The 25641-nt window shown below is 40.0% G+C and carries 18 protein-coding genes; 9 read left to right on the forward strand and 9 right to left on the reverse strand.

The genetic code is table 11. From position 1 onward, the window contains the following. Positions 1 to 166: 166 nt before the first annotated feature. Both GKR92_06450 and GKR92_06455 read left to right on the forward strand, forming a co-directional pair. Positions 167 to 1948 carry a hypothetical protein gene (locus GKR92_06450; protein QMU61351.1) on the forward strand — a complete coding sequence of 594 codons (1782 nt, stop codon included), beginning with the start codon at positions 167 to 169 and terminating at the stop codon, positions 1946 to 1948. A 181-nt stretch (positions 1949 to 2129) separates the two neighbouring features. Then, positions 2130 to 4202: an EAL domain-containing protein gene (locus GKR92_06455; GenBank protein ID QMU61352.1), complete on the forward strand. Its 2073-nt coding sequence runs from the start codon at positions 2130 to 2132 to the stop codon at positions 4200 to 4202. A gap of 59 nt (positions 4203 to 4261) precedes the next feature. On the opposite strand, the gene htpX is transcribed toward GKR92_06455, so the two are convergent. From htpX to parE, 3 genes are read right to left on the reverse strand one after another with little or no spacing between them, the layout of a single operon-like run. Next, complete coding sequence (gene htpX, locus GKR92_06460) at positions 4262 to 5149, reverse strand: protease HtpX (GenBank protein ID QMU61353.1); 888 nt, start codon at positions 5147 to 5149, stop codon at positions 4262 to 4264. Positions 5150 to 5188: 39 nt separating this feature from the next. Continuing rightward, the gene (gene parC, locus GKR92_06465; GenBank protein ID QMU61354.1) at positions 5189 to 7468 is read right to left on the reverse strand and encodes a DNA topoisomerase IV subunit A; all 2280 of its coding nucleotides are present in this window, start codon (positions 7466 to 7468) and stop codon (positions 5189 to 5191) included. 19 nt (positions 7469 to 7487) lie between these two features. Further along, positions 7488 to 9374 (reverse strand): DNA topoisomerase IV subunit B, encoded by a 1887-nt coding sequence (parE, locus tag GKR92_06470; GenBank protein QMU61355.1) that lies wholly within the window; start codon positions 9372 to 9374, stop codon positions 7488 to 7490. Positions 9375 to 9434: 60 nt separating this feature from the next. On the opposite strand from parE, the gene GKR92_06475 reads away from it, so the two are divergent. Continuing rightward, the gene (locus GKR92_06475; protein ID QMU61356.1) at positions 9435 to 12848 is read left to right on the forward strand and encodes an AAA family ATPase; all 3414 of its coding nucleotides are present in this window, start codon (positions 9435 to 9437) and stop codon (positions 12846 to 12848) included. 32 nt (positions 12849 to 12880) lie between these two features. Here the strand turns inward: GKR92_06475 and GKR92_06480 are convergent, their stop codons facing one another. Both GKR92_06480 and xerD read right to left on the reverse strand, forming a co-directional pair. Beyond that, positions 12881 to 13612 (reverse strand): thioredoxin fold domain-containing protein, encoded by a 732-nt coding sequence (locus GKR92_06480; protein ID QMU61357.1) that lies wholly within the window; start codon positions 13610 to 13612, stop codon positions 12881 to 12883. A gap of 104 nt (positions 13613 to 13716) precedes the next feature. Next, positions 13717 to 14631, reverse strand: a complete 915-nt coding sequence (gene xerD / locus GKR92_06485; GenBank protein QMU61358.1) for a site-specific tyrosine recombinase XerD — start codon at positions 14629 to 14631, stop codon at positions 13717 to 13719. A 97-nt stretch (positions 14632 to 14728) separates the two neighbouring features. On the opposite strand from xerD, the gene GKR92_06490 reads away from it, so the two are divergent. Further along, complete coding sequence (locus GKR92_06490) at positions 14729 to 15157, forward strand: RDD family protein (protein ID QMU62734.1); 429 nt, start codon at positions 14729 to 14731, stop codon at positions 15155 to 15157. A gap of 267 nt (positions 15158 to 15424) precedes the next feature. Here GKR92_06490 and GKR92_06495 read toward each other — a convergent pair whose 3' ends face one another. Then, entirely contained in the window at positions 15425 to 16282 is an 858-nt protein-coding gene (locus GKR92_06495) for a bile acid:sodium symporter family protein (GenBank protein QMU61359.1), read from the reverse strand. A 174-nt stretch (positions 16283 to 16456) separates the two neighbouring features. On the opposite strand from GKR92_06495, the gene GKR92_06500 reads away from it, so the two are divergent. Next, positions 16457 to 16777 (forward strand): hypothetical protein, encoded by a 321-nt coding sequence (locus GKR92_06500; protein QMU61360.1) that lies wholly within the window; start codon positions 16457 to 16459, stop codon positions 16775 to 16777. 185 nt (positions 16778 to 16962) lie between these two features. On the opposite strand, the gene GKR92_06505 is transcribed toward GKR92_06500, so the two are convergent. From GKR92_06505 to lptF, 3 genes are all read right to left on the reverse strand, one after another. Further along, the gene (locus GKR92_06505; GenBank protein QMU61361.1) at positions 16963 to 17775 is read right to left on the reverse strand and encodes an enoyl-CoA hydratase/isomerase family protein; all 813 of its coding nucleotides are present in this window, start codon (positions 17773 to 17775) and stop codon (positions 16963 to 16965) included. Between the two features lie 262 nt (positions 17776 to 18037). Further along, on the reverse strand, positions 18038 to 19147 hold the full coding sequence (gene lptG, locus GKR92_06510) for an LPS export ABC transporter permease LptG (protein ID QMU61362.1): 1110 nt from the start codon (positions 19145 to 19147) through the stop codon (positions 18038 to 18040). Position 19148: 1 nt separating this feature from the next. Then, positions 19149 to 20216: an LPS export ABC transporter permease LptF gene (gene lptF / locus GKR92_06515; GenBank protein ID QMU61363.1), complete on the reverse strand. Its 1068-nt coding sequence runs from the start codon at positions 20214 to 20216 to the stop codon at positions 19149 to 19151. Positions 20217 to 20313: 97 nt separating this feature from the next. Here lptF and GKR92_06520 point away from each other — a divergent pair, with 97 nt between their 5' ends. The 4 genes from GKR92_06520 (at position 20314) to GKR92_06535 (ending at position 25630) form a co-directional block, all read left to right on the forward strand. Beyond that, on the forward strand, positions 20314 to 21810 hold the full coding sequence (locus GKR92_06520; GenBank protein ID QMU61364.1) for a leucyl aminopeptidase: 1497 nt from the start codon (positions 20314 to 20316) through the stop codon (positions 21808 to 21810). A gap of 23 nt (positions 21811 to 21833) precedes the next feature. After that, positions 21834 to 22274: a DNA polymerase III subunit chi gene (locus GKR92_06525; protein ID QMU62735.1), complete on the forward strand. Its 441-nt coding sequence runs from the start codon at positions 21834 to 21836 to the stop codon at positions 22272 to 22274. Positions 22275 to 22300: 26 nt separating this feature from the next. Next, positions 22301 to 22672 (forward strand): hypothetical protein, encoded by a 372-nt coding sequence (locus GKR92_06530; protein QMU61365.1) that lies wholly within the window; start codon positions 22301 to 22303, stop codon positions 22670 to 22672. A 177-nt stretch (positions 22673 to 22849) separates the two neighbouring features. Continuing rightward, positions 22850 to 25630: a valine--tRNA ligase gene (locus GKR92_06535; GenBank protein QMU61366.1), complete on the forward strand. Its 2781-nt coding sequence runs from the start codon at positions 22850 to 22852 to the stop codon at positions 25628 to 25630. The last annotated feature ends 11 nt before the right edge of the window (positions 25631 to 25641 follow it).

Raw genomic sequence — 25641 nt, forward strand, 5'->3', positions numbered from 1 at the left:
TCAAAATAGCAAACACTCTATTCAGACATTCTTCCGGACAAACCCACAAGATTTAGAGACAAGTCGCAGGGCAAATACCACTGCTTTAGCTAATAAATCTATACACTTATATAGAATTTATTTGACTAAATTAGCACTTGCTAAATCATTGTTTATGTAAGGAATTATGCTTCTCGATACACACATCTCCATGCCCAGCCAAGATCCAATGGCTGAGAACAAATTTTCATTGCTACCCCGTGACTTACGTAAGTGGCTAAATAATTTACCCTATGTAGACCAAGATCTTGCTGTGCAGCAGTTCTATGATGGATTAAAGCGCTCTAATCGACAGGCACATGCCACTAAACAAAGACTTGCTGCAATTGAAATTATGCGCCCAGTTGCCCATGATTTTCTAAAAAACCAACGAAAATATTTATTATCTCAGCCATTTCCATTGTCAAAAAAAGCTACCGAAGTTTTAAAGCTTCAGCAAAACATACTCAATGAGCTAGCAGTTGTTTATAAAATAATTATTCAAGAAACAGTAAACCGAGATAATCGCCTCAGCAGCAAAAAATTAATCACTTGCGTTCATCATGCGATGTATTACCAGTTAGAACAATATATAACGTTAGCTCAAGTTTATTCCGAACCACCACAGAGTTTTTGGCAAGATTTATGTCAACTATATGGAATTGCGGAACATTTTGATCTAACAGACATGCAAACTAAAAATGAAATTGATCTAGTAAGCCCTAAATCTTCGCCTGAAGACTTGTTTACCCAAGCATGCCTTTTATCACTTTCCAATTTACATACTTACGGTCATGGCGAAGCTGGAAAAATTGCAGCGTTCCTAAGTAAGACAAGCCAACTAGCAGACTTAACAGAAAATTTTCCTACAAATCGTGAATATACGTTTTTTATTAACCTTGCCTTGCGCAAACCTGTACGCCTTATGCCTGACGAGGAAATTCCGATATCTTCAAAAAACCGCTATATCGATGCTACGTCACTAATAAATAAATTAAATGAAGCAATTAGCTCTAATCATAGCGGCGAAATTGAATCAAACTATTTGCCGAATGATTTAAGCAAATCTTTATCCAAACGCTTGCTAAAAAAATTAACTAGTAAACCTAAACGAACTTCTAAACGAGCAGTTCCTGCGAAAGGTAGACTGCATGTAGTAATGGGCATGCGTGACACAATTGATATTCTTCAAACTGGACATAGCACTGCTAAGAACATTCCAAACCCTGAAAACAACAAATCAAACTTAGAATTAATGCCGATCGATAACTCTCGAGTAGCTACATTTTTTAATGACAACCACAATGAAGATGAAGAAAGTTATCTTGTTTCAAGTTCGGATGCCTGGGACTGGATAAGTCGCGGCAATGTAGTTTCAGGTCAGCAAGATCACGAGAAGACACAGATCGAGATTGAAAAAAACCAAAATATCTGCCTCAATCCTGTTGTACAGACTTGGGATATTAGCAATGCGAGCAAAGGCGGTTACTGTCTAAGCTCCAATAACATATCTGACTATCAATCCCAGGTGGGCGATATCATTTTAATTCGACTTGAAAACAAGCTAAATGACGAGTGGCGCCTAGGTGTTATTCGCTGGATGCAATCATCATCAGAACAAGGTGTGAAAATGGGCATGGAAATCTTGCATGGCTCTGTTGAAGTACTGGAAGTTATCGACGCGCACCAAATTTATAATAAGTCTATAGAGCTAGATTATATTCTGCAGGTAACCGAAAACACACCTAGCGGAATTTGCAAAACCATCATCACACCACCAAACGCAGCTACTAATGGCGACCACCTAGTCATACAAGTTGGCAGGAAATCACAAAATATTGTCTTTCAAGATCGATTAGAACAGACCATCTCATTTGCAAAATTCTCCTACAGCGAGACACCAACCATGCCGAATGGGAAGCAAGAATAATATATGATTAAATTCTTGAAGTACCTGAAATATCAAGTAATTTACTCGTTTCTACGCAACCCAATACCGTTCAGAAGTGTAAATAAAGGCATTGTCGTCTGCCTATTGCATAGCCTGCGCTACTTGCCAAAATGTCAATTGGCGCCAATAACCATCTAAAGTACGGAATACTCGAGATATTATGAATCATCCGCTGCAACTCATTTTCGTTGACAGCAATCCTAATGATGTTGAAGAAATGGTTAGTTCCATAAAAACATCGGGGATTGCTGTACGCTCGCGAATTGCTCAAGACGCGGATGATTTAACAACTCTGCTGAACGAAGCTCAGCCGCATATTATTCTGCATGCTCTCGAAAATAACGAAGTAAGCTTAGAACAAACCGTCTCTACTATTAACGGCCGCGCACCTGAAATACCCATAATTGCCTTAACAAAATCTTCGGAACAAGACCCTGTCGCGTATATGCAACAAGGCGCTACAACATTAGTAAATAAAAATAACACTGAACATCTGAATCTAGTTGTAAACAGTACTGCGAAAACTCAATTTCATATTCAGGAACTTAAAGGAGCTGCCGAAAACTGCAATGAGCTTGAAAACCGCTGCCAGAGACTCATGGAAAGTTCTCGCGATGCAATTTGTTACTTACACGAAGGCATGCATACATATGCAAATGAAAAATATTTAGAAAAATTTGGCTATACCAACAGTGAAGAACTATATGGTTTGTCAATCATGGATTTGGTCGCACCTGATGACCAATCAGCAATGAAAGACTTGCTCAAACAATTCTCCAAATCAAAAGAAGCCGGAGAAAAAAACCTTACATTTAAGAAAGAAGACGATGAAACGTTTTCTGCTAAATTTAGCTTCAACCCTGTTAGTGTATCCGGCGAAGAATGTGTACAAATTGTTATACAAAGCGCCAGTGGTGGTGGTGACACCAAAGAGCTAGAAGAGCAACTGAGCTATCTTAGTGAACGAGATGTACATACTGGCTTCTACCATCGCAGATCTATTATGGATCAACTAGATGAGGCAGCGAATACAGCCAAGCATGGAAAAATTTCACAAGCCTTTATTCAAATAGATATCGCTAACTTCAATGATATTAAAGATAAGTTTGGTATTGCGGCAATCGACAAAGTCAGCAGCAACGTTGCTAGCACACTACGCGACTGCTGCACTGAAAATGAAACACTTTCCAAGTTAACTGAAGAGTCATTTGGTGTACTCACATCAAACATAGACACTAAATTCTTAATGGCTTTTGGCGCCAATGTCATTAAAAACTTAGGCGAGTTAATTACCACCTCAGGTAGTGATTATATCTCTATCAAACCTGCCGTAGGCGCGGTGAAGATTGACCAATTCACATCCGATGTTCCAGATATCTTAAATAAAGCTAAGAATTGTTGCGATGAAGCCTGGGAGAATGACGCAAATAAAATCGTTATTTATAAGCCTAATGACGCTCAAATGGGCGAACAAGAAAAAGACGAACGATGGACTCTCAAATTACGCGAGGCAGTAAAAGAAAATAGACTGGCTCTTCTATATCAACCCATCATTAGCTTGCATGGTGAACCTGGTGAGCGTTACCAAATCTACACTGCTCTTCATAATAAAGACAATGAGCTCGTACCGGCTAGTGAGTTTGTTATGCGCATTGAGCGCACCGGCTTTGGCAAAATGCTGGACCGGTGGATCATATTAAATGCCTTGAAAAAGCTGTCAGAATTGCGCACTAAAGGCGCAGATATGCGTTTATTTATCAAGTTGAGCTCTAACTCAATTCTAGATAAAGATCTACCTGGCTGGTTAGAAGCTCAATTTAAAACAAATAATATTTCACCTAGTTTTGTTTGCTTTGAAATTAAAGAACAAGTATTAATATCAAATTTCAAAGAATCAAAAATATTAGTTAGCGCACTACAAGGAATGAAGTCAGAAATCGCAATTGATGCTTTCGGCGCAGGCGACAACCCATCGAAAATTCTTAAAGCAATTCCAGCAAACTACGTAAAAATCTGTCATAGCTTGATGTCTGATGTAAGTGACAACCAAGAAAATCAGAGTGCTATTCGTGAAATTGCTGAAGCATTAAAACCAATGGGTACAAAAGTAATTGCTCAATTCATTGAAGATGCAGACACCTTGTCAATCTTATGGAGTTTAGGTATCAACTATACACAAGGTAATTTCCTACAGCCGCCTAGCGAATATCCAAATTACGACTTCTCTCTGTAAGTTTTTTCACACCTGAAAAAACATCACTAACAATTCAGTGTATCCACTTTACGGATTTCTTATTCGTGGTTTCTAAGTGCAGCAATACGATCTTCTAATGGTGGATGGGTACTAAATAACTTCCTAAGCCCATCTTTAACCCCACCAGAAATTCCAAAAGCTGCAAGCTGTCCTGGTAATTCTTCAGGTTGATGCTGAGCTTTTAAACGCTCCAAGGCTGCAGCCATTTTCTCTCTACCTGCTAAGTCAGCACCACCTGCATCGGCTCGGAATTCACGCCTACGTGAATACCAACTTGCAATCATGGAAGCCAACACTCCTAAAATTATTTGCGCAACGATACTGACAATAAAATAACCAGGACCAAAACCACTTCTAGATTTAAATACAACCTTATCAACCAGAATACCAACAATACGAGACAAGAATATTACAAAGGTATTTAACACCCCTTGTATTAGCCCCATCGTTATCATATCCCCATTTGCAACATGACTAATCTCATGCGCCATAACGGCTTCTGCTTCGTCTCGACTCATTGCATTTAACAAGCCGGTACTTACCGCTACCATCGCACTATTACGTCGCATCCCTGTAGCAAAGGCATTCACTTCTGGAGTATCAAAAATTCCCACTTCAGGCATACCAATGTTAGCTTGTTCCGCTTGACGTTGAACGGTATCCACTAACCATTGCTCTGCCTCATTAGAAGGCTGCTCAATCATTTGCACACCCATAGATCTTTTAGCTAGCCACTTAGACATCGCCAAAGAAATAAAGGAACCACCAAAACCTATGAGCAGAGACATAATAAATAGCCCAGTCAGCTGACCCGACATACCATTTTGAGCAAGAATTTTATCTAGCCCAAAAACTTGTGCTGCAATTCCGAAAACAGCCACCACTGCAAAATTTGTAGCGATCAATAAAAATATTCGTGCGCCCATTAGGAAACCCTCATAAAACTTAAGTTGTTCAATCTATATTTAATTTAAACCTTGCTCTTGGTCGTCCTTGAAATGCACCTCTATAGCATCAATATTTCGATATCCTTGAGAAAGCTTTAAGCCTCTTTGACCACGTTCACCCTCAAAAGTGTCAATCTCGTCGCCTTTCATTTTTTTAGTACGCTTACCCGAATATAAAGTTATCGCCTCACCATCCTGTACCAACGCAATGGCACGCATAGATTCTTCGCCACTAACAACCTTCTTGCTCGGTATATTAATAATTTTATTGCCTTTGCCTTTTGGTAAAATTGGTACATCGCTCAATGGGATAACCAACATATTCCCCTCTGAACCGATAGAAACCACCCAATCTTCTTCAATGTCCCGCACCCTAACTGGCGCTAATGCCAGCGCCCCCTTAGGAACGGAGAGCAACGCTTTACCCGCACGATTTTTAGTAAACATATCCTCAAGTTTTCCGACGAATCCATAACCTGCACTACTTGATATTAAGTACAAATCTGATGGTTCGCCCATCATTACACCAACAAACACTGCGCCATCCGCAGGTTTCAGTTTGCCGCTTAAAGGCTCACCTTGGCCACGCGCAGAAGGCAATGTATGCGCAGCTAATGAATAACATCGCCCTCTCGAATCTAAAAACATAGCGTTTAGATTCGACTTTCCATATGCGTGAGCTTGATAGGTATCTCCAGACTTATAATTTAGTTCGCGCACATCCACTTCAGTACCTTTAGCCGCGCGCACCCAGCCTTTTTCTGATAGCACCACAGTAACTGCTTCTGAGGGCACTAATTTAGATTCATCAATTGCAGCAGCTACTTCGCGTTTAACTAATTTAGATCGACGTTCATCTCCAAACTCTTCAGCATCTTGCTTAAGCTCTTTTTTAACTAAAGTTTTTAAACGCGCACTAGAACCTAATGTTTGCACAATGGATTTACGCTCTTCGCTTAATTCTTTTTTCTCAGCCTTAATTTTTATCTCTTCAATCTTTGCTAAATTACGTAATTTTAAATTCAGAATAAATTCGGCTTGTTCATCACTGAGTTTAAATTTTTTAATTAATTTAGCTTTAGGATCATCTTCGGTACGAATTATCTTGATGACTGCATCAATATTTAGATATGCAATTAACAGTCCTTCTAATTCATGTAATCGCTTTGAAACTTTATCTAAACGCCATTGCAATCTTCGTTTAACGGTTTCAATACGAAACGCCAACCATTCCTTGAGAACCATTCGAAGATTTTTAACTTGAGGTCGACCATCAATACCAATCATATTTAAATTGGCACGATAGTTACGTTCGAAATCAGTAGTAGCAAACAGATGTGACATTAAGTCATCCATGTCTATTCGATTATTTTTTGGCGTAATCACAATTCGAATTGGATTTTCGTGATCAGACTCATCACGCAAATCTTGCACCATCGGTAACTTCTTTGCTTGCATTTGTTGGGCAATTTGCTCAAGCACTTTAGCCCCAGATACCTGATGCGGTAGGGCAGTAACCACGATATCGGAATCTTCTTTAACGTATACTGCTCGCATCCGAATCGAACCATTACCAGTTTCATAAATTTCTTTAATTTCTTTCGGATCTGAAATAATTTCAGCATCAGTGGGATAATCCGGACCTTTAACAAACTTGCAAAGGTCTTTAACGGTCGCCTTAGGGTTATCTAGCAGATGCACACAAGCGCCCACAACCTCTTTTATATTATGTGGAGGAATATCAGTCGACATTCCCACCGCAATGCCCATGCCACCATTTAATAAAACATTGGGCAATCGTGCAGGTAAGACAAGTGGCTCCTGCATAGTCCCATCAAAGTTCGGCGCCCACTCTGTAGTACCTTGATCTAGCTCTTGCAACAAAGCTTTAGCGTATCTGGTTAATCGCGACTCTGTGTAGCGCATCGCGGCAAAAGATTTTGGATCATCGGTTGAACCCCAATTTCCCTGCCCATCTATGAGAGGATAACGATAGGAAAAAGATTGCGCCATCAACACCATGGCTTCATAACAAGCACTGTCTCCATGTGGATGATATTTACCTAACACATCACCTACGGTACGAGCAGATTTTTTATGCTTTGATACAGCAGATAGACCCAGCTCTGACATAGCGTAAATTATTCTGCGCTGCACAGGTTTTAAACCGTCACCAATGCTAGGTAAAGCCCTATCAAGAATTACATACATGGAATATTCCAAGTACGCTTTTTCTGCAAACTCCTGGATAGGCAGCTTGTCTGAAGGATCAAAATCCATTTCTAAATTATCACTCATAATTTATTCATTTAATTTTCTAAATTTCAACCAAATTACCTTTCTTTTGTAACCAAGTTCGTCTATCAGCAGAGCGTTTCTTAGCTAGCAACATATCAATCAGTTGAAAGGTTTCTTTTACATTGGTTAACGAAAGCTGCACAAGACGTCGAGTATCTACTGCCATCGTGGACTCTCTTAATTGCATGGGATTCATTTCTCCCAAACCTTTAAAACGCGTGATCGTTATTTTACCGGTTTTCTTTTCGGCCTTAATACGATCTAACACACCTTTCTGCTCTTCATCATCTAAGACGTAAAACACCTCTTTACCTACGTCGATTCGATAAAGCGGAGGCATCGCCATATATACGTGGCCGGCTTCAACTAAAGTTTGAAAATGCTGTAAAAACAGAGCGCATAATAGTGTCGCAATATGCAAACCGTCTGAATCTGCATCTGCAAGCACACAGATTTTACCATAACGAAGTCCTGATAAATCTGAACTTCCGGGCTCAATACCAATAGCAACAGAAATATCATGCACCTCTTGTGATGCTAAAACTTGATCCGAGGAAACCTCCCAAGTATTTAGAATTTTACCGCGCAACGGCATAATCGCTTGGTACACGCGATCTCGCGCTTGCTTGGCTGAACCGCCTGCAGAATCGCCCTCCACTAAAAATAATTCAGTACGCGACAAATCTTCAGAGGTACAATCCGCCAGCTTTCCAGGTAGTGCTGGACCACTAGCAATTTTTTTACGTACAACTTTTTTACTTTTTCTTAAACGAGTTTCTGCATTGCTAATAGCAAGTTGTGCGATCAACTCGCCTGATTCTGCATTTTGATTTAACCAATGTCCAAATGAATCTTTAGCAACCCCAGCAACAAATACAGCGGTCTCTCTAGAACTTAAACGCTCCTTAGTTTGGCCTGCAAATTGTGGTTCTTTAATTTTTACAGATAACACATAACAAAGCCTTTCCCATACATCTTCAGGAGTAAGCTTTACTCCACGTGGTAGCAGCTTGCGAAATTCACAAAACTCACGCAATGCTTCAGTTAAACCGGTTCGTAAACCAGAAACATGCGTACCCCCTTGTGCAGTAGGCACTAGATTCACATAACTTTCTTTTAGACCTTCCCCTTCTTCCAACAACCAAGTAATGGCCCACTCTACTGCTTCTTCATCGCCTTCAAAGTGTTCACAAAAGCCATCTTGTGGAAGATACTCAAGCCCTTCTATCGACTCCAATAAATAATCTTTTAAGCCATCCTCATAACACCATTCATATTTCTTCTTGTTTACCTGGTCATCAAAACCAATTTTTAGGCCAGGACAAAGAATCGCCTTAGCGCGCATGGTATGCAGTAACTTAGAAACTGAAAAATTATTACTCTCAAAATATTTAGCATCTGGCCAAAAGCGAATAGTGGTTCCAGTATTTCTTTGCCCTACCGTCCCTACCACCTCAAGCTTGGAGCTCTTTTTGCCTCCTTTAAAAGCCATGTTGTATTCTTTACCGCCACGACGTACCCAAATCTCAAGATTCTTTGACAAAGCATTCACTACGGAAACACCTACACCATGCAAACCACCAGAAAAAGAATAATTTTTATTAGAAAATTTACCCCCAGAGTGCAATGTACTAAGAATGACTTCTACACCAGGTAGCTTTAATTTCGGATGCTTATCCACCGGCATGCCACGCCCATCATCTGCTACCTCGAGCGAACCATCTTTATATAACTTGATATCAATAGACTTTGCATGTCCTGATATCGCCTCATCAACGCTATTGTCGATTACTTCATGCGCTAAGTGATTAGGTCGAGTGGTATCGGTATACATCCCTGGACGTTTACGAACTGGGTCCAATCCACTCAATACTTCAATATCTGAAGCGTTATATTTCCCTGCCATTTATATATCCAAAGTTAAACTAAAATATTATTTATCAAGTTCAGCCAAATAATTGTAGGAATGAAACCACACCAGTATGCTAACCGAATGGCTCATCAAAAATCTAATTCAGCAAATTCGAAAGAGACTAAAGCTGATAAGACTGCACTCGCAATCAATCCTGAGGCAAATATCGCTGTATTCGCATCTGCTGGCAGCGGCAAAACCCATCTCCTCGTACATAGAATTCTAAAACTACTACTTAGCGGTGTAGAACCCTCGCATATTCTTGCGATCACATTCACGCGCAAAGCAGCCGCCGAAATGCAGGAACGTTTAATGAAAGTTCTAGCAGAATGGGCTAATGCGAGTGAATCACAAGCTAAAACCATACTACAAAATCTCTCCCACCCCCACGATGGCGCAAGCATAGCAAAAGCTAGGAAATTATATGAAGAATTATTATTTTCAGAATATGAAATACGCATAACTACTTTTCACGCATTTTGCCAGGATATCCTAAAACGATTTGCTATCCATGCAGGTGTGCCCGCGGGCTTTCACGTTATAGAAACCAACGATGAGCTCAAACAGGAAGCGCGTAAAAACTTATTTAAAACGGCTCAGCAGGGTGATCAAGAACTAAGCAGAGCTCTTTTCACTCTTCTACAACATTGCAGCACAGTAAATAATGTACATGAGGTGCTTGATACGTTCATCGACTCAAGAAGCGATTGGCGGAGCTTTACTGAAAACCAAGAAAACCCTGCTCACTATGCGAATGAATGCCTTGAAAAGCTGGTTTTTCCCAAACAAAAAGAGGCAGACAAAGACCTTAGCCTGCTCATACCAGATTTAAATAAATATCTAGCTTACCTATCAATCCACAAAACGAAAACCTATCAGTCTTATTGCGAAATACTATCTTCTGCTTTAGAACACAGGCCGTTAGAGCGTGATCAACTAATGGCTATTACACCTATATTCTTCACCAGTAAAATGGAAATGAGGGAAATAAAAGCAAGCAAGGCATTAGAAAAAAGTTTAGGTGCCGAAAAGACACAAGATTTTATTTCTTTGCACATTAAATTAAGCGCGCAAATTTCAAACTACTTAGATGTGATAAAAAAAGAAAAATTGATCGAATTCAACCAAGCATGGTTTTACGCAGGACATCATCTCTTAGAAGAATATCAAAAATTGAAATTTAACCAACACGCTTTAGATTTCGATGATCTGGAGTGGTATACCTATTTGCTCCTAAATCAACATGATAATGCAGCTTGGATTCAGTACAAGCTGGACCAGCGTATTCAGCATATATTAATAGATGAATTTCAAGATACGAATCCAACTCAATGGAATCTACTCTTTCCCTTACTAACTGAATTAGCATTCGACTCACACGAAAATCATAGAAGCTTATTTTTCGTGGGTGATGCTAAGCAGTCAATTTACGGATTTAGACGCGCGAACTCTGATTTACAGTTTACGGCAGCCGAATGGGCAAAAGAACATCTGAACGCACAAATATTAGAAACAGATGATTCTTACCGCTCATCTCCTGCAATCATAAGTTCTATAAATAAAATTTTTTCTCAACAAGACATTGAGCTAAATAACTTTAACTCTCACCAAGCCATCCAATCTGAACTATGGGGCCATGTTCAAGTTACTGCGCTAACACATGCTGAAAATTTAGAAGCAGAAAACTTAAAACAAACAGGCTTTCGAGATCCTTTACGTGAACCTAAAGAAATTTTTGAAATCGACAGTCATTTTCTAGAAGGACAGCAAGTCGCAAGTAAAATTAGTAAATTAATATCTGACTCTACACCCATTATGGAGAATCAAACTCCACGAGCTATTAAATTTAGCGACATCATTATCCTTGCCAGAAACCGAACTCATTTGGCACAACTAGAACTCGCACTAAGCGAACAACATATTCCTTATAGCAGCACTTATGATGGAGACTTCCTAAATAAACTCGAAGTCCAAGATATACTGTCATTGCTCACTTATTTGATTCAATCACATAATGACTTGGCACTTGCACAAGTGTTGCGATCACCATTGTATGGGATGAACGACCAAGACTTGATGGAGATAGCCTGCATGTCTGCAAGCTCTTGGCATGAAAAACTAAAATCCTATACAGAGACATCAACTAACACACTTGCGAAACAAGCATTTGAGCAATTGCAAAACTGGCGTAACCTGGCTAATACATTGCCCGTACATGACTTGTTAGACCACATCTATTTTGAATCTAATCTGTTATCACGCTACGCAAGCAGCTTACCAAGCGAAGAGGTGGGCGGACTAAATACCCAAGTACTCAACAATCTAATTGCACTTTTACAACTGAGTTTAGATTTAGATGCCGGTAGATATTCAAGCGTTCAATCGTTTTTAACCTCATTGCAATCAAGCCCTGCCATTGGCATGACACAGCTACCGCAACATGATGATGCAGTACAGATCATGACTGTACATTCAGCAAAAGGCTTAGAGGCACCTGTAGTCTTTCTTGTTGACAGTGGCCCCAAAAAACCACAATTACAAACTTATAAATCTATGATTAATTGGCCTTCTCATGCACATCGGCCCGAACAATTTTTCTTGCTTGGACGCAAAGATGGTATAGATATCACCACTCAATCCATTATCGACCAACAAGCAAATATTAATTGGAATGAAGAACTAAATTTATTATACGTAGCACTTACTCGCGCAAAACAGTATTTATATATTAGCGGTACTGCAGCAAAACTAAGCTCAGAAAAATCTTGGCACTCTATTATTTGTAATGCGTTATGTGAAGAATCTCTAGATGCAGAAAAACCTGTGTGGAAGTTCGAATTTGGCTCACCGCCATCGATTACAAAACAAAATCCGACTAAAGTGGTTAAAATCCCATCAATTAACTATGATCTAAGCAAACCCTTACCAACACAAGAAACCATTAATGACGATGCTCAACAGGCAGCTCCAGAAAACATAGAGCACGCCAATTATGGGACGCTAGTGCATAAAATTTTTGAGCTGTTTGAACAAAAGCATACTAGAAATGGTTCAGCATTTAAGATAGCAGTAGAAGCTTCACTTGGGATTAAGATTAATTCTAAAGAATTTGAAAATGCAGTGAATGAAGTCACTAATTGCTTAAAGTCTACCGATATTAAACATGTGTTCAGTTCCGTTAACGGTCGTGAAGCATTAAAAGAAGTACCGATCAGCTTTATCAGAAATGGAAAAGCTTTATATCGAGTCATCGACCATTTAGTAATTGACCATAACCAAGCATGGATTATTGATTACAAGACAACACGTGACGTTAATACTGATTCTATGCATGAAACTGCAAAGCAGTACCAGCATCAAATCAGCACATATATTTATGCGGTAAAAAAACTTTACCCAGGAAAATCTATTCGAGCATCCATCTTATTTACAGCAATCCCAGCGCTATATGACATTGAACTAGAATAGATAGTCCAAAAGCACTGCGATAAATTTCAGTGCTACTTAGCTTTATTCGCTCCCTCATCTAACATAGCGGCTAAATCTTTTGCAGGGCGATATCCCGGTAATAACGTGCCATCATCTAAAAGCAATGCCGGAGTGCCGGTTACACCTAACTGCTGACCTAGATTAAATTGCGCAGCAATTGGATTATCACAATTTGCTTGCGGAAGACTTTCACCAGCCTTTGCTTTAGTCATCGAAATTTGTTGATCTTTAGCGCACCACACATTAACCGCTTTCTGAAAAGATGGAGTGTTTGGACCACTTCGTGGAAACATCATATAACGTACTTCCACACCGTAACTATTTAGCTCATCCATTTCCGCATGTAGTTTTCTGCAGTAACCACAATCAATGTCTGTAAACACGGTTAAAGTATGACGAGGTTTCTTTGGAGAAAACACAATCATCTCTGACTCATCCAGTTTACCCATCAATCCTTTACGAATTTCGGTGCGCGTGGTTTCAGTGAGGTTTTCATTCGTATCCAAATCCACAACAGCACCTTGAAATACGTAACGACCGTCACCAGAGGCGTAAAAAATATCCGAACCAAAAACAACTTCGTACATTCCATTAATTGCGGTTGGTCTTATAGAATCTGGCTTATCCTGAGGTACTAATTTTTCTAAGCGTTCATTAATGTTCGCAATATCTTCAGCCTCACCCGCCGATGCAATTTGCACACAAAAAATGGCAATAACGAAAGATATGATCAACTTATACATGGGTATTTCCCTATTAGATTTGAATTGGTTATGTAGGCTTCTTACGGCCCTACTATATAAGACCTGGATCTTGGAGAATAATTTCATCCAATAGAGTGGTGAAATTACCCTCTTGGGTGGTGTTTCCGGTGTAACTCCTGCAATCTCGTCTGGGCCACATGAGTGTATATCTGTGTAGTAGATAAATCACTATGTCCGAGCAACATTTGAACTACCCTCAAATCCGCCCCATGATTGAGCAAATGTGTAGCAAAGGCATGGCGCAATGTATGCGGAGAGAGATGTTTTGTGATGCCGACATTTTTCGCATGCTTTTTAATTAGATGCCAAAATGCTTGGCGTGTCATCGCCGTGCCGCGATTAGAAACAAACAAGGCATCACTCTGGCGTTTCTTAAGTAGGTCGGCACGCGCCTCATTAATAAATTTTGAAATCCATTCGTTCGCTTGCTCGCCAAATGGAATCAATCGCTCTTTATTGCCTTTACCCGTAACGCGTATCACACCATGATTCAAATTCACTTGACCCAAGGTTAAACCGATTAATTCACTCACGCGCAAGCCACATGCATAAAGCACTTCTAACATTGCCCGATCTCTTATCCCATGAGATTTATTAATATTGGGCGCTGCAAGTAAACGATCTACTTCTTCTTCAGTTAAGGTTTCAGGTAGAGGTCTGCCTAATTTAGGAAATTCGATTTGCGAAGATGGATCTTTTTGCACAGCCCCTTGGCGAACAAGATAACGATAAAAACGACGAATACTAGATAACAACCTGGCCGAGGTACGCGGCATACTCCCCTGCTGTACCCGATACGATAAATAATCTAACAAATGATCGCGCCGAGCCTCAGTAATATTAACCGTTGCTTTAGAGAGCCACTTAGACAAACCAATTAAATCATTACGATAAGCAGATAAAGTATTTTCACTTAAACCATGCTCAACCCATAGCGTATCTAAAAACGCCTCAATAACTGGTTGATCCGGTGGTAATGAGTAAGATGAATTGCTCATGAACAGGAATAGAGAAATAGATATACTCGTAGATAAAATACAAGTTTATGAATTTCACATAATAAAAGCAACTTTTGTACAATTTCTACAGCACATCATGCAAACTCAAAAAGAAGACAGCATTCAACACATTTCATTATTGAGACGATTCAGTGCAATTCTTTATGATTCCTTTTTGTTACTCACAGCTTTATTTATTGCTTCTTTTGTAATTGTCATTCCCACAGGTATTAAACCTGAAGACCCATATTTCTTTTTATTTCAAGCGTATATCTTTCTTATTGCATATCTTTTCTTTGCATGGTTTTGGACGCGTGGTGGCCAGACACTGGGGATGCGCACCTGGAAAATGAAAGTGGTTAATCATGATGGAACAAAAATTAGTTACGAAACCGCATTAATCCGTTTTATTGTTTCCATAATTTCCTGGTTGCCATTTGGCCTAGGATATCTTTGGAGCCTATGGGACAAAAAACACCGCACCTGGCACGACATGGCATCAAAGACAAAGCTTATAAGAACATAAAGCTTACATGGACGACGGCCATGGATGGCGGAAGTGCAGTAATTGCACGACTGCATGGGGGCAGGAGGTAGAGCAACGCAGGAGAAGTTGCCGAGGAGCAATTTTCTGCCGACGTGAATAAAATAAATCTTTTTCTCGAATGTCCGCTTTCGGCCAATAGCGGACATTGGACGACCAGCCTCAGTGGCAGCGAGTTGCCAACTGAAACCACTGGTTAGTGCTTTGTTATCTCTGAGCTTAACCAATGATTGTATTGCTCTATTCAAATTATGCGCGTTTATTCATCCACCAGCCAAATAAACCGCCACTAAAAAACATAATCAATGAATAAGTAACAGCTGGAATCATCATGACATCATTGCCAATTAATGCTCCTGCAACGACTAAGGCTAACGTTCCATTCTGAATGCCAACTTCAAAACCAATTGTTACGGCCTGGGGATGTGAAAGTTTTGCAAATTTAGAAAGTCGATACCCCAAAATTAAAGCAGTCAAATTAAGCACTAACGTTGCTAATCCTGCTTGAGAAAAATAACTAGTCATATTAGTGTTATTTTTTAATACAATTAAAACAATGATAAAAATCAGAAATAAAATTGAAAGCCATTTGAGTATAGGCTCAATTTTTTTTGCGAAATTTTCCCAACGCGACAAGACGAACATACCTAAAACAACAGGAATAACAGTAATGACTAACAATTGAATAATCGTTTTAACAATAGGTAAGTTAAATGCTGTATTGCTACCCATAAAATAATCCATACTCAAACCAGCAAGGATAGGAATGCTGAAAGGCGCAATTAAACTTACTATTGCAGTTAAGGTAATGGATAAAGACACATCGCCCTTAGATAAATAAGTGAACATATTTGATGTTGCACCTCCTGGAGCTAACGCAATAATAATTAGACCTACAGCAATTTCTGGCGGTAGTTTTAACGCAATAGTAATAATAAAAGCGATCAATGGCAGTAAGAGCGTTTGCGCGCAAATACCAATGGCCACGACTTTTGGTGATTTAACAATCTTCTTAAAATCTAGTGGCCTTAAAGAAATGCCCATTCCAAACATAATGCAGAAGAGAGAGATTGGGAGAATTACTTTAGTAAGAAAATCAGCTTGCATATTTTTCTTTTTTCTTTTGGCTATTCATTACTTAGTGGAGAGCTTTACTAATGTCTGCTTTCGGACAATAGCGGACATTCATCAAATCAGTGAGTTATTACATTTCTGCAAGTTTTTGTAGTTAATTATAAAATACTTCTGATAAAAAATATAAAATATTAAACGGGAGAGACTATGAATAGGATTTTATTCTTATGTATTCTATTAACGTTTGTATATGGATGTGCTTCTAAAGCAAATCTTGAATTAAGTCTAGACACTTGGGTTGGTAATAGTGTGCATGGACTAGTTCAACATTGGGGGACACCATCAGATGTTAATAATCTTTCAAATGGTAGTACATTATATACTTGGCTGTTTGACGACGGCATAACTAATTCACCTATTAGCGGCTCTATTAATGCAATAACTATATATTGCAAAATTACTGTTGATGTTTCTAAGAACGAAACGATTCAATCGTGGCAAATAGAGGGTAACGATTGTAAAGCGTAATAGAGTCTATAATATATATTCCATATAAGTGTTTAATATGTCCGCTTTGGGTCGTTAGAAGTCATTTTAAATGTGTAATTTAGTGATTCCAACCTAAATCCCTTTCGGTAGTTTAGTTTATGTCTGCTTTCGGCCATAAGCGGACATTCAATCATCCGTTGTTTGTGCTTTTTATAAGTCCATGCTTATTTAGAAAGCTCTGCTGCTGTATCAGCAAATACACCCTCAAAGTCATCAGCTTCTCGTTCGGTCTGTCCACCATGTTTTAAAAATGCTGCGATGATTGTCTGTGTTTTTTGCTCTTTAGCACGCTCTAGAAAGTGACGTAATTCAAGCTCTGTACCAGCTTCTTCATCATTAATTGATGCAGCGATAATTTCTTTATACATAACAATATCGCGAACTTCTAAATTTCTGGCAACTAAGAGTATTTGTTCAAGAAAAGTGTCAATCTCTGCTAGAGGTACAAACTGAGTAATGATATTAAAAGCCTCAGCTTGTTGAGCGGTAAAGTCTGCGCCGGTTAATAATGCTTGAAGTGCTTTGCTTTTACCCAGTCGGCGGGCAAATTGAACTCCGCCTTGGCCCCCTGTTGGAATATTTATATTAAGTTCTGGCTGGGCAAATGCTGAATTTTCAGTACCGTATGCCAAGTCACAGGCCATAACAAATTCATTGCCGCCACCGCGTGCAATGCCATCCACGAGAGCAATAGAAAGCTGCTTCATGGCCTTAATGTTATTAATCATATGACTGAACTCAATACATGCAGCTTGCCCTCCCGGCGTGCCATTAATGACATTCAAATCTAAGTGAGCCGAGAAAAACTTATCATTCGACGATTTAAATACAACTACTTTGGTATCGCGATCGTCCTTTAGTGAGAGGACAAATGCATTGACTTCGTTAATCAAGTCAATTGTCAATATATTTGCTGGTGGGTTATTAATGACAACACTCTTTACCCCATCATTACTGGTAATAGTCAGTATATTCATATGCTTCTCCTGAACTTATTTTTCTTAGGTAAGAACGTTTCTGAATGTCCGCTTTGGGTCGTTAGCAGACATTAAGAAAAAAGATTGATCGGCCGCATCATCCCTGATGCGTCTCTAATTCGCACATCCTGTGCTCACGCTTTGGGTCGGGAAAATATACTCCTCGTCAACTGCTCCTGCGTTGCTCTACCTCCTGCCTCCATGCAGTCGTGCAAATTCTGCACCTCCACCATCCACGGTGGTCGTAGCAGTGGTTTAATTTTCAAGCCATTTTCCGCAACGCAATAGAGGCAATTGCTATAACAATTAATGTTGGCAAAAAAGCACCCACCACTGGCGGGATGTCATACACCACACTGGTATTGCTTAGCACTCTGCTTAGCAAATTGAATATCACCGCAACCCCAATTCCCAGTGCAATACGTTGACCTAAACCTCCTGCGCGTGCAGAGCGAAATACAAAAGGCACTGCGAGTAATAGCATTGCGATACCTGATAGCGGCACTGCAAAACGGTTAAAATAGGCGAGTTGATAACGTTTTGAATCTAGCTCGTTATCTTCTAAGTAACCGATATATTTTTTTAACTTAATGGCCCCCATAAATTCAGGCTTAACGGTGATCACATCAAACAATTCTGTCGAAACCAGTCGTTCCCAATGCTCCTCTTCTGCAGCCACGGTTTCTACACCGCTATTTGAAATTAAACTATGTTTTATATCGGACAACCTCCAAACATCGTTTTCATACACTGCTTGTTTAGCAAAGCTTGCGCGTTTTAATTTGTATTGCTCGTCTAATTCATAAATCCAAATATCTCGCATTCGATAATCAGGGTAGATTTCTTGTGCATTGATGTAACGATTATTATCGCGCACCCATATCCCGTATTTTGAGCGTAATGATATTTTCTCAATGTCGCCGATCTCTCCATTAGTATTTTTCGCATCTCGAACTTGGCTTTTACTTAAACTATTTGCATAGCCTTGAGCGGTAGGCACCACCATTTCTCCTACCCATACACTAATCCCGATTAACACTATCCCAACCTTGAGTACCGACCAAATGATTCGTAACTTGCTTATCCCAACAGAACGCAACGCGACTAACTCACTTTTAGCAGCCAATCCGCCCAAACCAATTAGGGCGCCTAATAAAAGTGCAGTGGGCATAAATTCATATAGACGCTGTGGCATTTCAAACAACAGTCGTAACATGACATGTCCAACGGTGAACCCGCGATCATCCACAGATTCAATGTCGTTTATAAAATCGATAATCGAATCAATAGAAAATAGAACTAATAACGCAAATAACGTGCCGACAAATACAGTTCTTCCTAAATAACGATCAAAATGTTTAAACACATTCATGCTAAGCACCTAATCGTTGTCGCATACTCAGCACAATCACCAACACAAGCATGCCCGCATGCACTACAAACATACCTGGCATTAAGGGAAGCTTTCCGTCTGCTACCCATGTTTCTGCGAGGATGAGTAAATTTGAATAAATTAAGTAAATGACGATTGCAATGGCCAAGCCTGCAAATCGACCCTGCCTTGGGCTGGTTACACTTAACGGAAATGCCAGTAAAGCCAGAAGCACTGCTGCAATCGGTACAGATATACGCCACTGAAACTCTGCTATATCTGGCAACTGTTTTGATTTCAACAGTTCGGCAGTAGATTTGAATTCGGGATTTTGATTATCCATATTTAAATCAAATTCAGGTATGCGTATTGCATGTTGATTAAACGAAAGCAAGGTAAAGCCACCCTCTCCTGGTGTACCTTCATAACGCTGGCCTTTTTTTAGAATCAGCGATTCGCCCCCCAGTTCTGCTAAATTTTTCTGCTCCGCATATTGCGCCGTTTCAATGGCAACATTTCCATCTCTTCGGTCGTAAATAAAAATATTTTTAACTTCACCAGACTCTCTGTCAGATTGTTCAACAAAAACCACCCAATTGCCTTGATTCGATTCAATAAACTGTCCAGGTGTTAAACTATAAATATCGGTAAAACCCCCGGCCTTTTGTTTTATGATTTCAATTTGTTGCTCTGCCCAAGGTGCGGAAAATACTGAAAGGTATAACAGAAATATAATCAGCGGTATAAAAAGCAAACTTGCATAACGCAATAATGAACGCGAACCAATACCACTCGCTTTAATGGCATAAATTTCACTATCACGATACAGGCGACCCAAACTAAGCATAATCGTCAGCAATAGCGCAAAAGGAATTAATAATATTGCAGACTTTAAAATTCCAAGCCCTAGCATCGAAACGACAACATCTGCCGGCAACTTTCCTTTCATTACTTTTGCAAGCAGGCTTACAAAGGACTGCCCCACTATCACCAGCAACAACACTATGCTAACTCCGGCGAAAGTTTGAGCAAGTTCTTTAGAGAAGTATCGGTTTAATGTAGAAAACATATGTGCTTTTTATTGATACAGACCAGATCCTTTGGTTACATTTAGCCCAATATTAGCAATAATGCAGTAAACACAGACAGTTTAATTGAGGAAAACCATGGATTACATTGCAAAAACCACTTCCGTAGACAAAGAAGCCGCAGATTGTGTCGTAGTGGGCATATTCAAACCCAAACGTCTTAGTGATTCTGCCAATAAGCTAGATAAGCTTTATCGAGGCAGTATTTCCAATGCCTGCCAACGTGGCATCGCTGGCGGTAGCTTAGGTCAAATTACAACACTGCATAACTCTAGCCGCAGCAAACATAACTGTATTATTGTAGTGGGTTGTGGAGAGCAAGATGAATTCACCATTAGCGCATACCAAAGAGTACTCGCTACGGTAGCCAATGAAATTAAACGCAATAAAACAAGTAATGTAATTAATTGCTTGACTGAGCTACCGGTTAAAAACGTAGACACACTGACTAAAGTGCAACTTAGTGTGACTGCTATTGAATCCGCTATGTATATCTATAGCGAAACCAAGCCCAGCGCAGCAAATTCTAAAACTCGTCTTAAAAAGCAAAAGTTTTTAACGGCAAATAAAGATGATATTGCTGGCATGCGTGATGGTATTGAATTTGGACAAGCGATTGCCAGTGGAATGAATTTAGCCAAAGAACTCGGAAATTTGCCTGGAAATATTTGCACTCCCACTTACCTTGCTGAACAAGCACTGGCACTAAAGAAAGGGGTTAAAAAACTAAATGTAACTGTGCTTGAAGAAGCACAAATGAAAAAACTCGGAATGGGCGCACTACTTTCAGTTTCAACTGGAAGCGTAGAGCCTGCAAAACTGGTCACCATGGAATACAACGGAGGCAATGATGACGAACGCCCAATTGTTTTAGTCGGCAAAGGCATTACCTTCGACACAGGTGGCATTTCATTAAAACCCGGTTCGACCATGGATGAAATGAAATTTGATATGTGTGGCGCGGCAAGCGTGTTAGGCACTATGAAAGCCTGTTGTGAATTAGATTTACCCATTAATGTAGTAGGTGTAATCGCTTGCGCTGAGAATATGCCTGATGGTAAAGCTACCAAACCTGGTGATGTGGTCACTACCATGTCAGGGCAAACTGTAGAAATTTTAAATACTGACGCAGAAGGCCGCTTGGTGTTATGCGATGCACTCACTTATGTAGATAAGTTTGATCCTGAAGTCGTTATCGACATTGCCACCCTTACTGGAGCATGTGTGGTGGCTTTAGGCCAGATTCCATCAGGCGTAATGAGCAACGATGATGACTTTGCCAAAGACCTTATTAACGCTGGCGCGCTAACAGGAGATCGCACTTGGCAATTACCACTCTGGGATGAATATCAATCTCAGTTAGATAGCAATTTTGCAGATATCGCCAATATTGGCGGACGATGGGGCGGCACCATCACAGCAGCGTGCTTCCTATCTAGATTCACCAAAAAATATACTTGGGCACATTTAGACATTGCCGGGGTTGCGTGGCACCAAGGTAAAATGAAGGGCGCCACAGGTAGACCCGTTCCATTACTTACTGAGTACTTATTACATCAATCTTATGAATTTTAAGTATTAACATGGCGAACACAGAAATACCTCGCGTTGATTTCTACGTGACCAAAAACAGTACGCCACAATTTGCTTTGAGCACGGCCTGCCGAATTGCGGAAAAAGCATTTTCAGCAGGCCATCGAATTCATATACACATGAATAATGAAACGGATTGCGAAAAACTAGATGCTCTACTTTGGACATTTCGTGATCGCAGCTTTATTCCTCATGAGATCTCACCCGTGCCAATAGCAGATTGCCCGGTCACGATCAGCTCTGAAAAGAGCCCAGATATGACCTCAGGACATACTGATATGTTAGTGAATGTATCCGATCATCAACCGGAAAATTTCAAGCAATTTCAGAGGATTGCGGAAATCATTGATAGTCATCCTGATTCCATTGTCGCTGGTCGTGAACGCTATCGCTTTTATCGTGAGAGCGGCCTAGACCCCCAGCACCATGACGTATCCTCTGCTTGACTTAATCAATTAATTCTCTTGCTTCTATGGATGGAAACAGCGCTAAAAAGGCACCGGTCTTAGACAATTTAGTGGGTACCTCAAATACTCCCATCGGTAATAAACAGACGCCTACTAGACCACCACAAGCTCAGACGCCTTCTCAGGTCAAACCTGTACTTGCGCCAATGAATGGCAATGGAGCCTCCACTAGCACTGCTCAAGCTGTTCAGAATGCTGCCGTACAAGCTGAAAATACACCTCAAAATCGTCGCACTGATAAATCACTATTTGAAATCGAGCTCACCAAAACCGTGCACGATATTATGCTTAAGCATTTTGAAAATGCGAGCGAGCAAATTGTGCAACAAGTACTAAGCGAAGTTCGCGCTCGCCTCCCCGGTCAAAGAAAGTCTTAACCCTACATATTGGCTAAGCCAATGCTGTATGCTTACCTGAGTACTTCTTAGGCGCATCTATATTGTTATACTAATAGCTTGCACCAACTTCATACCTCGCTGCATCATACGTACTAATAACCATTCGAATTACTTTTCAAATCATCTGATCGCCTCAATATAGTCACAAATCTCGACATGGAAAAGACCTATCAACCCAAAGATATCGAACAGAAGTGGTATCAGTTTTGGAAAAGTAATAATTACTTTTCGCCTTCAGGCGAAGGCGAAAATTCTTACTGCATTATGATTCCACCACCCAATGTAACGGGAACCTTACATATGGGCCACGCTTTCAATAACACCTTGATGGATTGCCTCACTCGTTATCATCGCATGTGCGGCTATAACACTTTGTGGCAGCCCGGAACCGATCATGCCGGAATCGCGACGCAAATGGTGGTTGAACGACAGCTAAACGCTGAAAATAAAACTCGTCATGACTTAGGTCGCGAAAAGTTTGTAGATAAAGTTTGGGAGTGGAAAGAGCAATCTGGCAACACTATTTATGGCCAATTAGAACGTATGGGTTCTTCACTGGATTGGTCGCGCGAACGCTTCACTATGGACGAAGGTCTTTCTGAAGCGGTTAAACAAGTATTCGTACGTTTATATGACGAGGGCTTAATTTATCGCGGCAAACGTTTGGTGAACTGGGATCCAAAACTTCACACTGCGGTTTCAGATTTAGAAGTTATTTCAGAAGAAGAAAATGGCCACATGTGGCATATGCGTTATCCACTGGTGGATGCAAAAAGCTCAGATGGAAATGATTACTTAATTGTAGCGACGACAAGACCAGAGACAATGTTAGGTGATACTGCGGTTGCCGTGCACCCTGAAGACAAACGCTACAAGAGATTAATCGGTAAAACTGTAAAACTGCCTTTAACTGATCGCGAAATTCCCATTATAGCGGATGACTATGTGGATCCTGAATTTGGTTCTGGTTGCGTAAAGATTACCCCTGCGCATGATTTTAATGATTATGAAGTAGGTAAACGTCATGACTTAGAAATAATTAATATATTCACTATAGATGCCAAAATTAACGACAACGCCCCTACACAATATCAAGGACTGGACCGTTTCGAAGCACGCAAAATAATTGTTGCCGACTTAAAAACACAAAATCTGCTAGCAGAAATAAAAGACCACAAACTGATGATACCTAGAGGTGATCGTTCAGGCGTTGTGGTTGAACCCTACTTAACAGATCAATGGTATGTGAAAATTCAACCATTAGCCGACCCTGCAATCAAAGCCGTAAAAGATGGCAACATTCAATTTGTTCCAGAAAATTGGAGCAAAACCTATTTTGAATGGATGAATAATATTCAAGACTGGTGCATCAGCCGACAACTTTGGTGGGGACACCGCATACCCGCATGGTACGACAGCGATGGAAATATTTATGTGGCTGAAAATGAAGAAGACGTACGTAAAAAATATAATTTGGATGTCAATTTTGAACTTAAGCAAGATGAAGATGTACTCGATACTTGGTTTTCATCTGCACTATGGCCGTTTTCAACCTTAGGCTGGCCCGAACAAACTAAAGAACTAAAAACGTTTTACCCAACTTCAGTATTAATTACCGGTTTCGACATCATCTTTTTCTGGGTCGCTCGCATGATCATGATGGGTTTGAAATTCATGGAAGATGTTCCATTTGAAAAAGTATACATCCACGGCCTTGTGCGTGATGCAGATGGGCAAAAAATGTCTAAGTCTAAGGGTAACGTTTTAGATCCAATCGATGTCATTGATGGAATCGATCTAGAGACTTTAATAAAGAAACGCACAGCCGGCCTCATGCAGCCTGAAATGGCCTCTAAAATCGAAAAAGCAACTCGCAAACAATACCCAGACGGCATTAACGCCTATGGTACAGATGCCATGCGTTTTTCATTTGCGGCGCAAGCTTCAACAGGGCGAGATATCAAATTTGATTTAAATCGAATTGAAGGTTATCGAAATTTCTGCAACAAACTTTGGAATGCTACTAATTTCGTATTAATGAATTGCGAAGACAAAGATATCGCCAGTCAAATTGACAAACAAAAACTCACCTTGGCGGATCGTTGGATATTAAGCAAGCAACAAGAAGTTATTGATTTAACGCACAAGCATTTAAAAAATTATCGCTTTGATCTTGCCGCACAAGCATTATATGAATTTTCTTGGCACGAATTCTGCGATTGGTATGTTGAATTATGCAAACCCACTCTTTTTAAAGATGACGTCGATGAAAACGTTAAACAAAACTCTCGCCGCGTTTTGTTGGAAGTATTTGAAAATTTGCTAAAGCTTCTACACCCTATTATTCCTTTTTTAACAGAAGAAACATGGCAACCGATCGCCAAACAATTGAATCTGTCAGGTGACAGCATTTCTACTCAAGACTTCCCTAGAAGCAACAACGACTATGTCGACGTAGAAAGCTTACGAGAACTTGAATGGTCAAAAGAATTTATCAATGGCATTCGTAAAATACGCTCTGAAATGGACATCGCACCTGGCAAACCATTAAACATATTGTTGCAGAATTGGTCACCGCAAGATCAAAGCTATTTCGAAAATAGCCAGCAATTTATTTATTCTCTAGCAAAAGTTTCAGATATTAAATGGTTGGAAGATGACTCTGCACCTGAATCTGCCACAGCCTTAGTCGGTGAAATGAAAATTCTCATCCCTCTAGCAGGCTTAATTGATAAAGAAGCTGAAAGCGCTAGATTAGAAAAAGAAATTGGCAAAAATGAAACCAACTTAGAGAAAACCTTAACCAGATTAGATAACCCTAATTTTGCCGACAAAGCTCCAAAAGAGGTTGTTGATAACCTTCGTAAGAACGCCGAAAAACTTCAAACTAAACTCAATCAACTAAAAGAACAATTAGCAAAAATAAATAAGCTCTAGCACCAACATTT

It is taken from the genome of Gammaproteobacteria bacterium, assembly GCA_014075255.1.
In the GTDB taxonomy this organism is placed as follows: domain Bacteria; phylum Pseudomonadota; class Gammaproteobacteria; order UBA4575; family UBA4575; genus JABDMD01.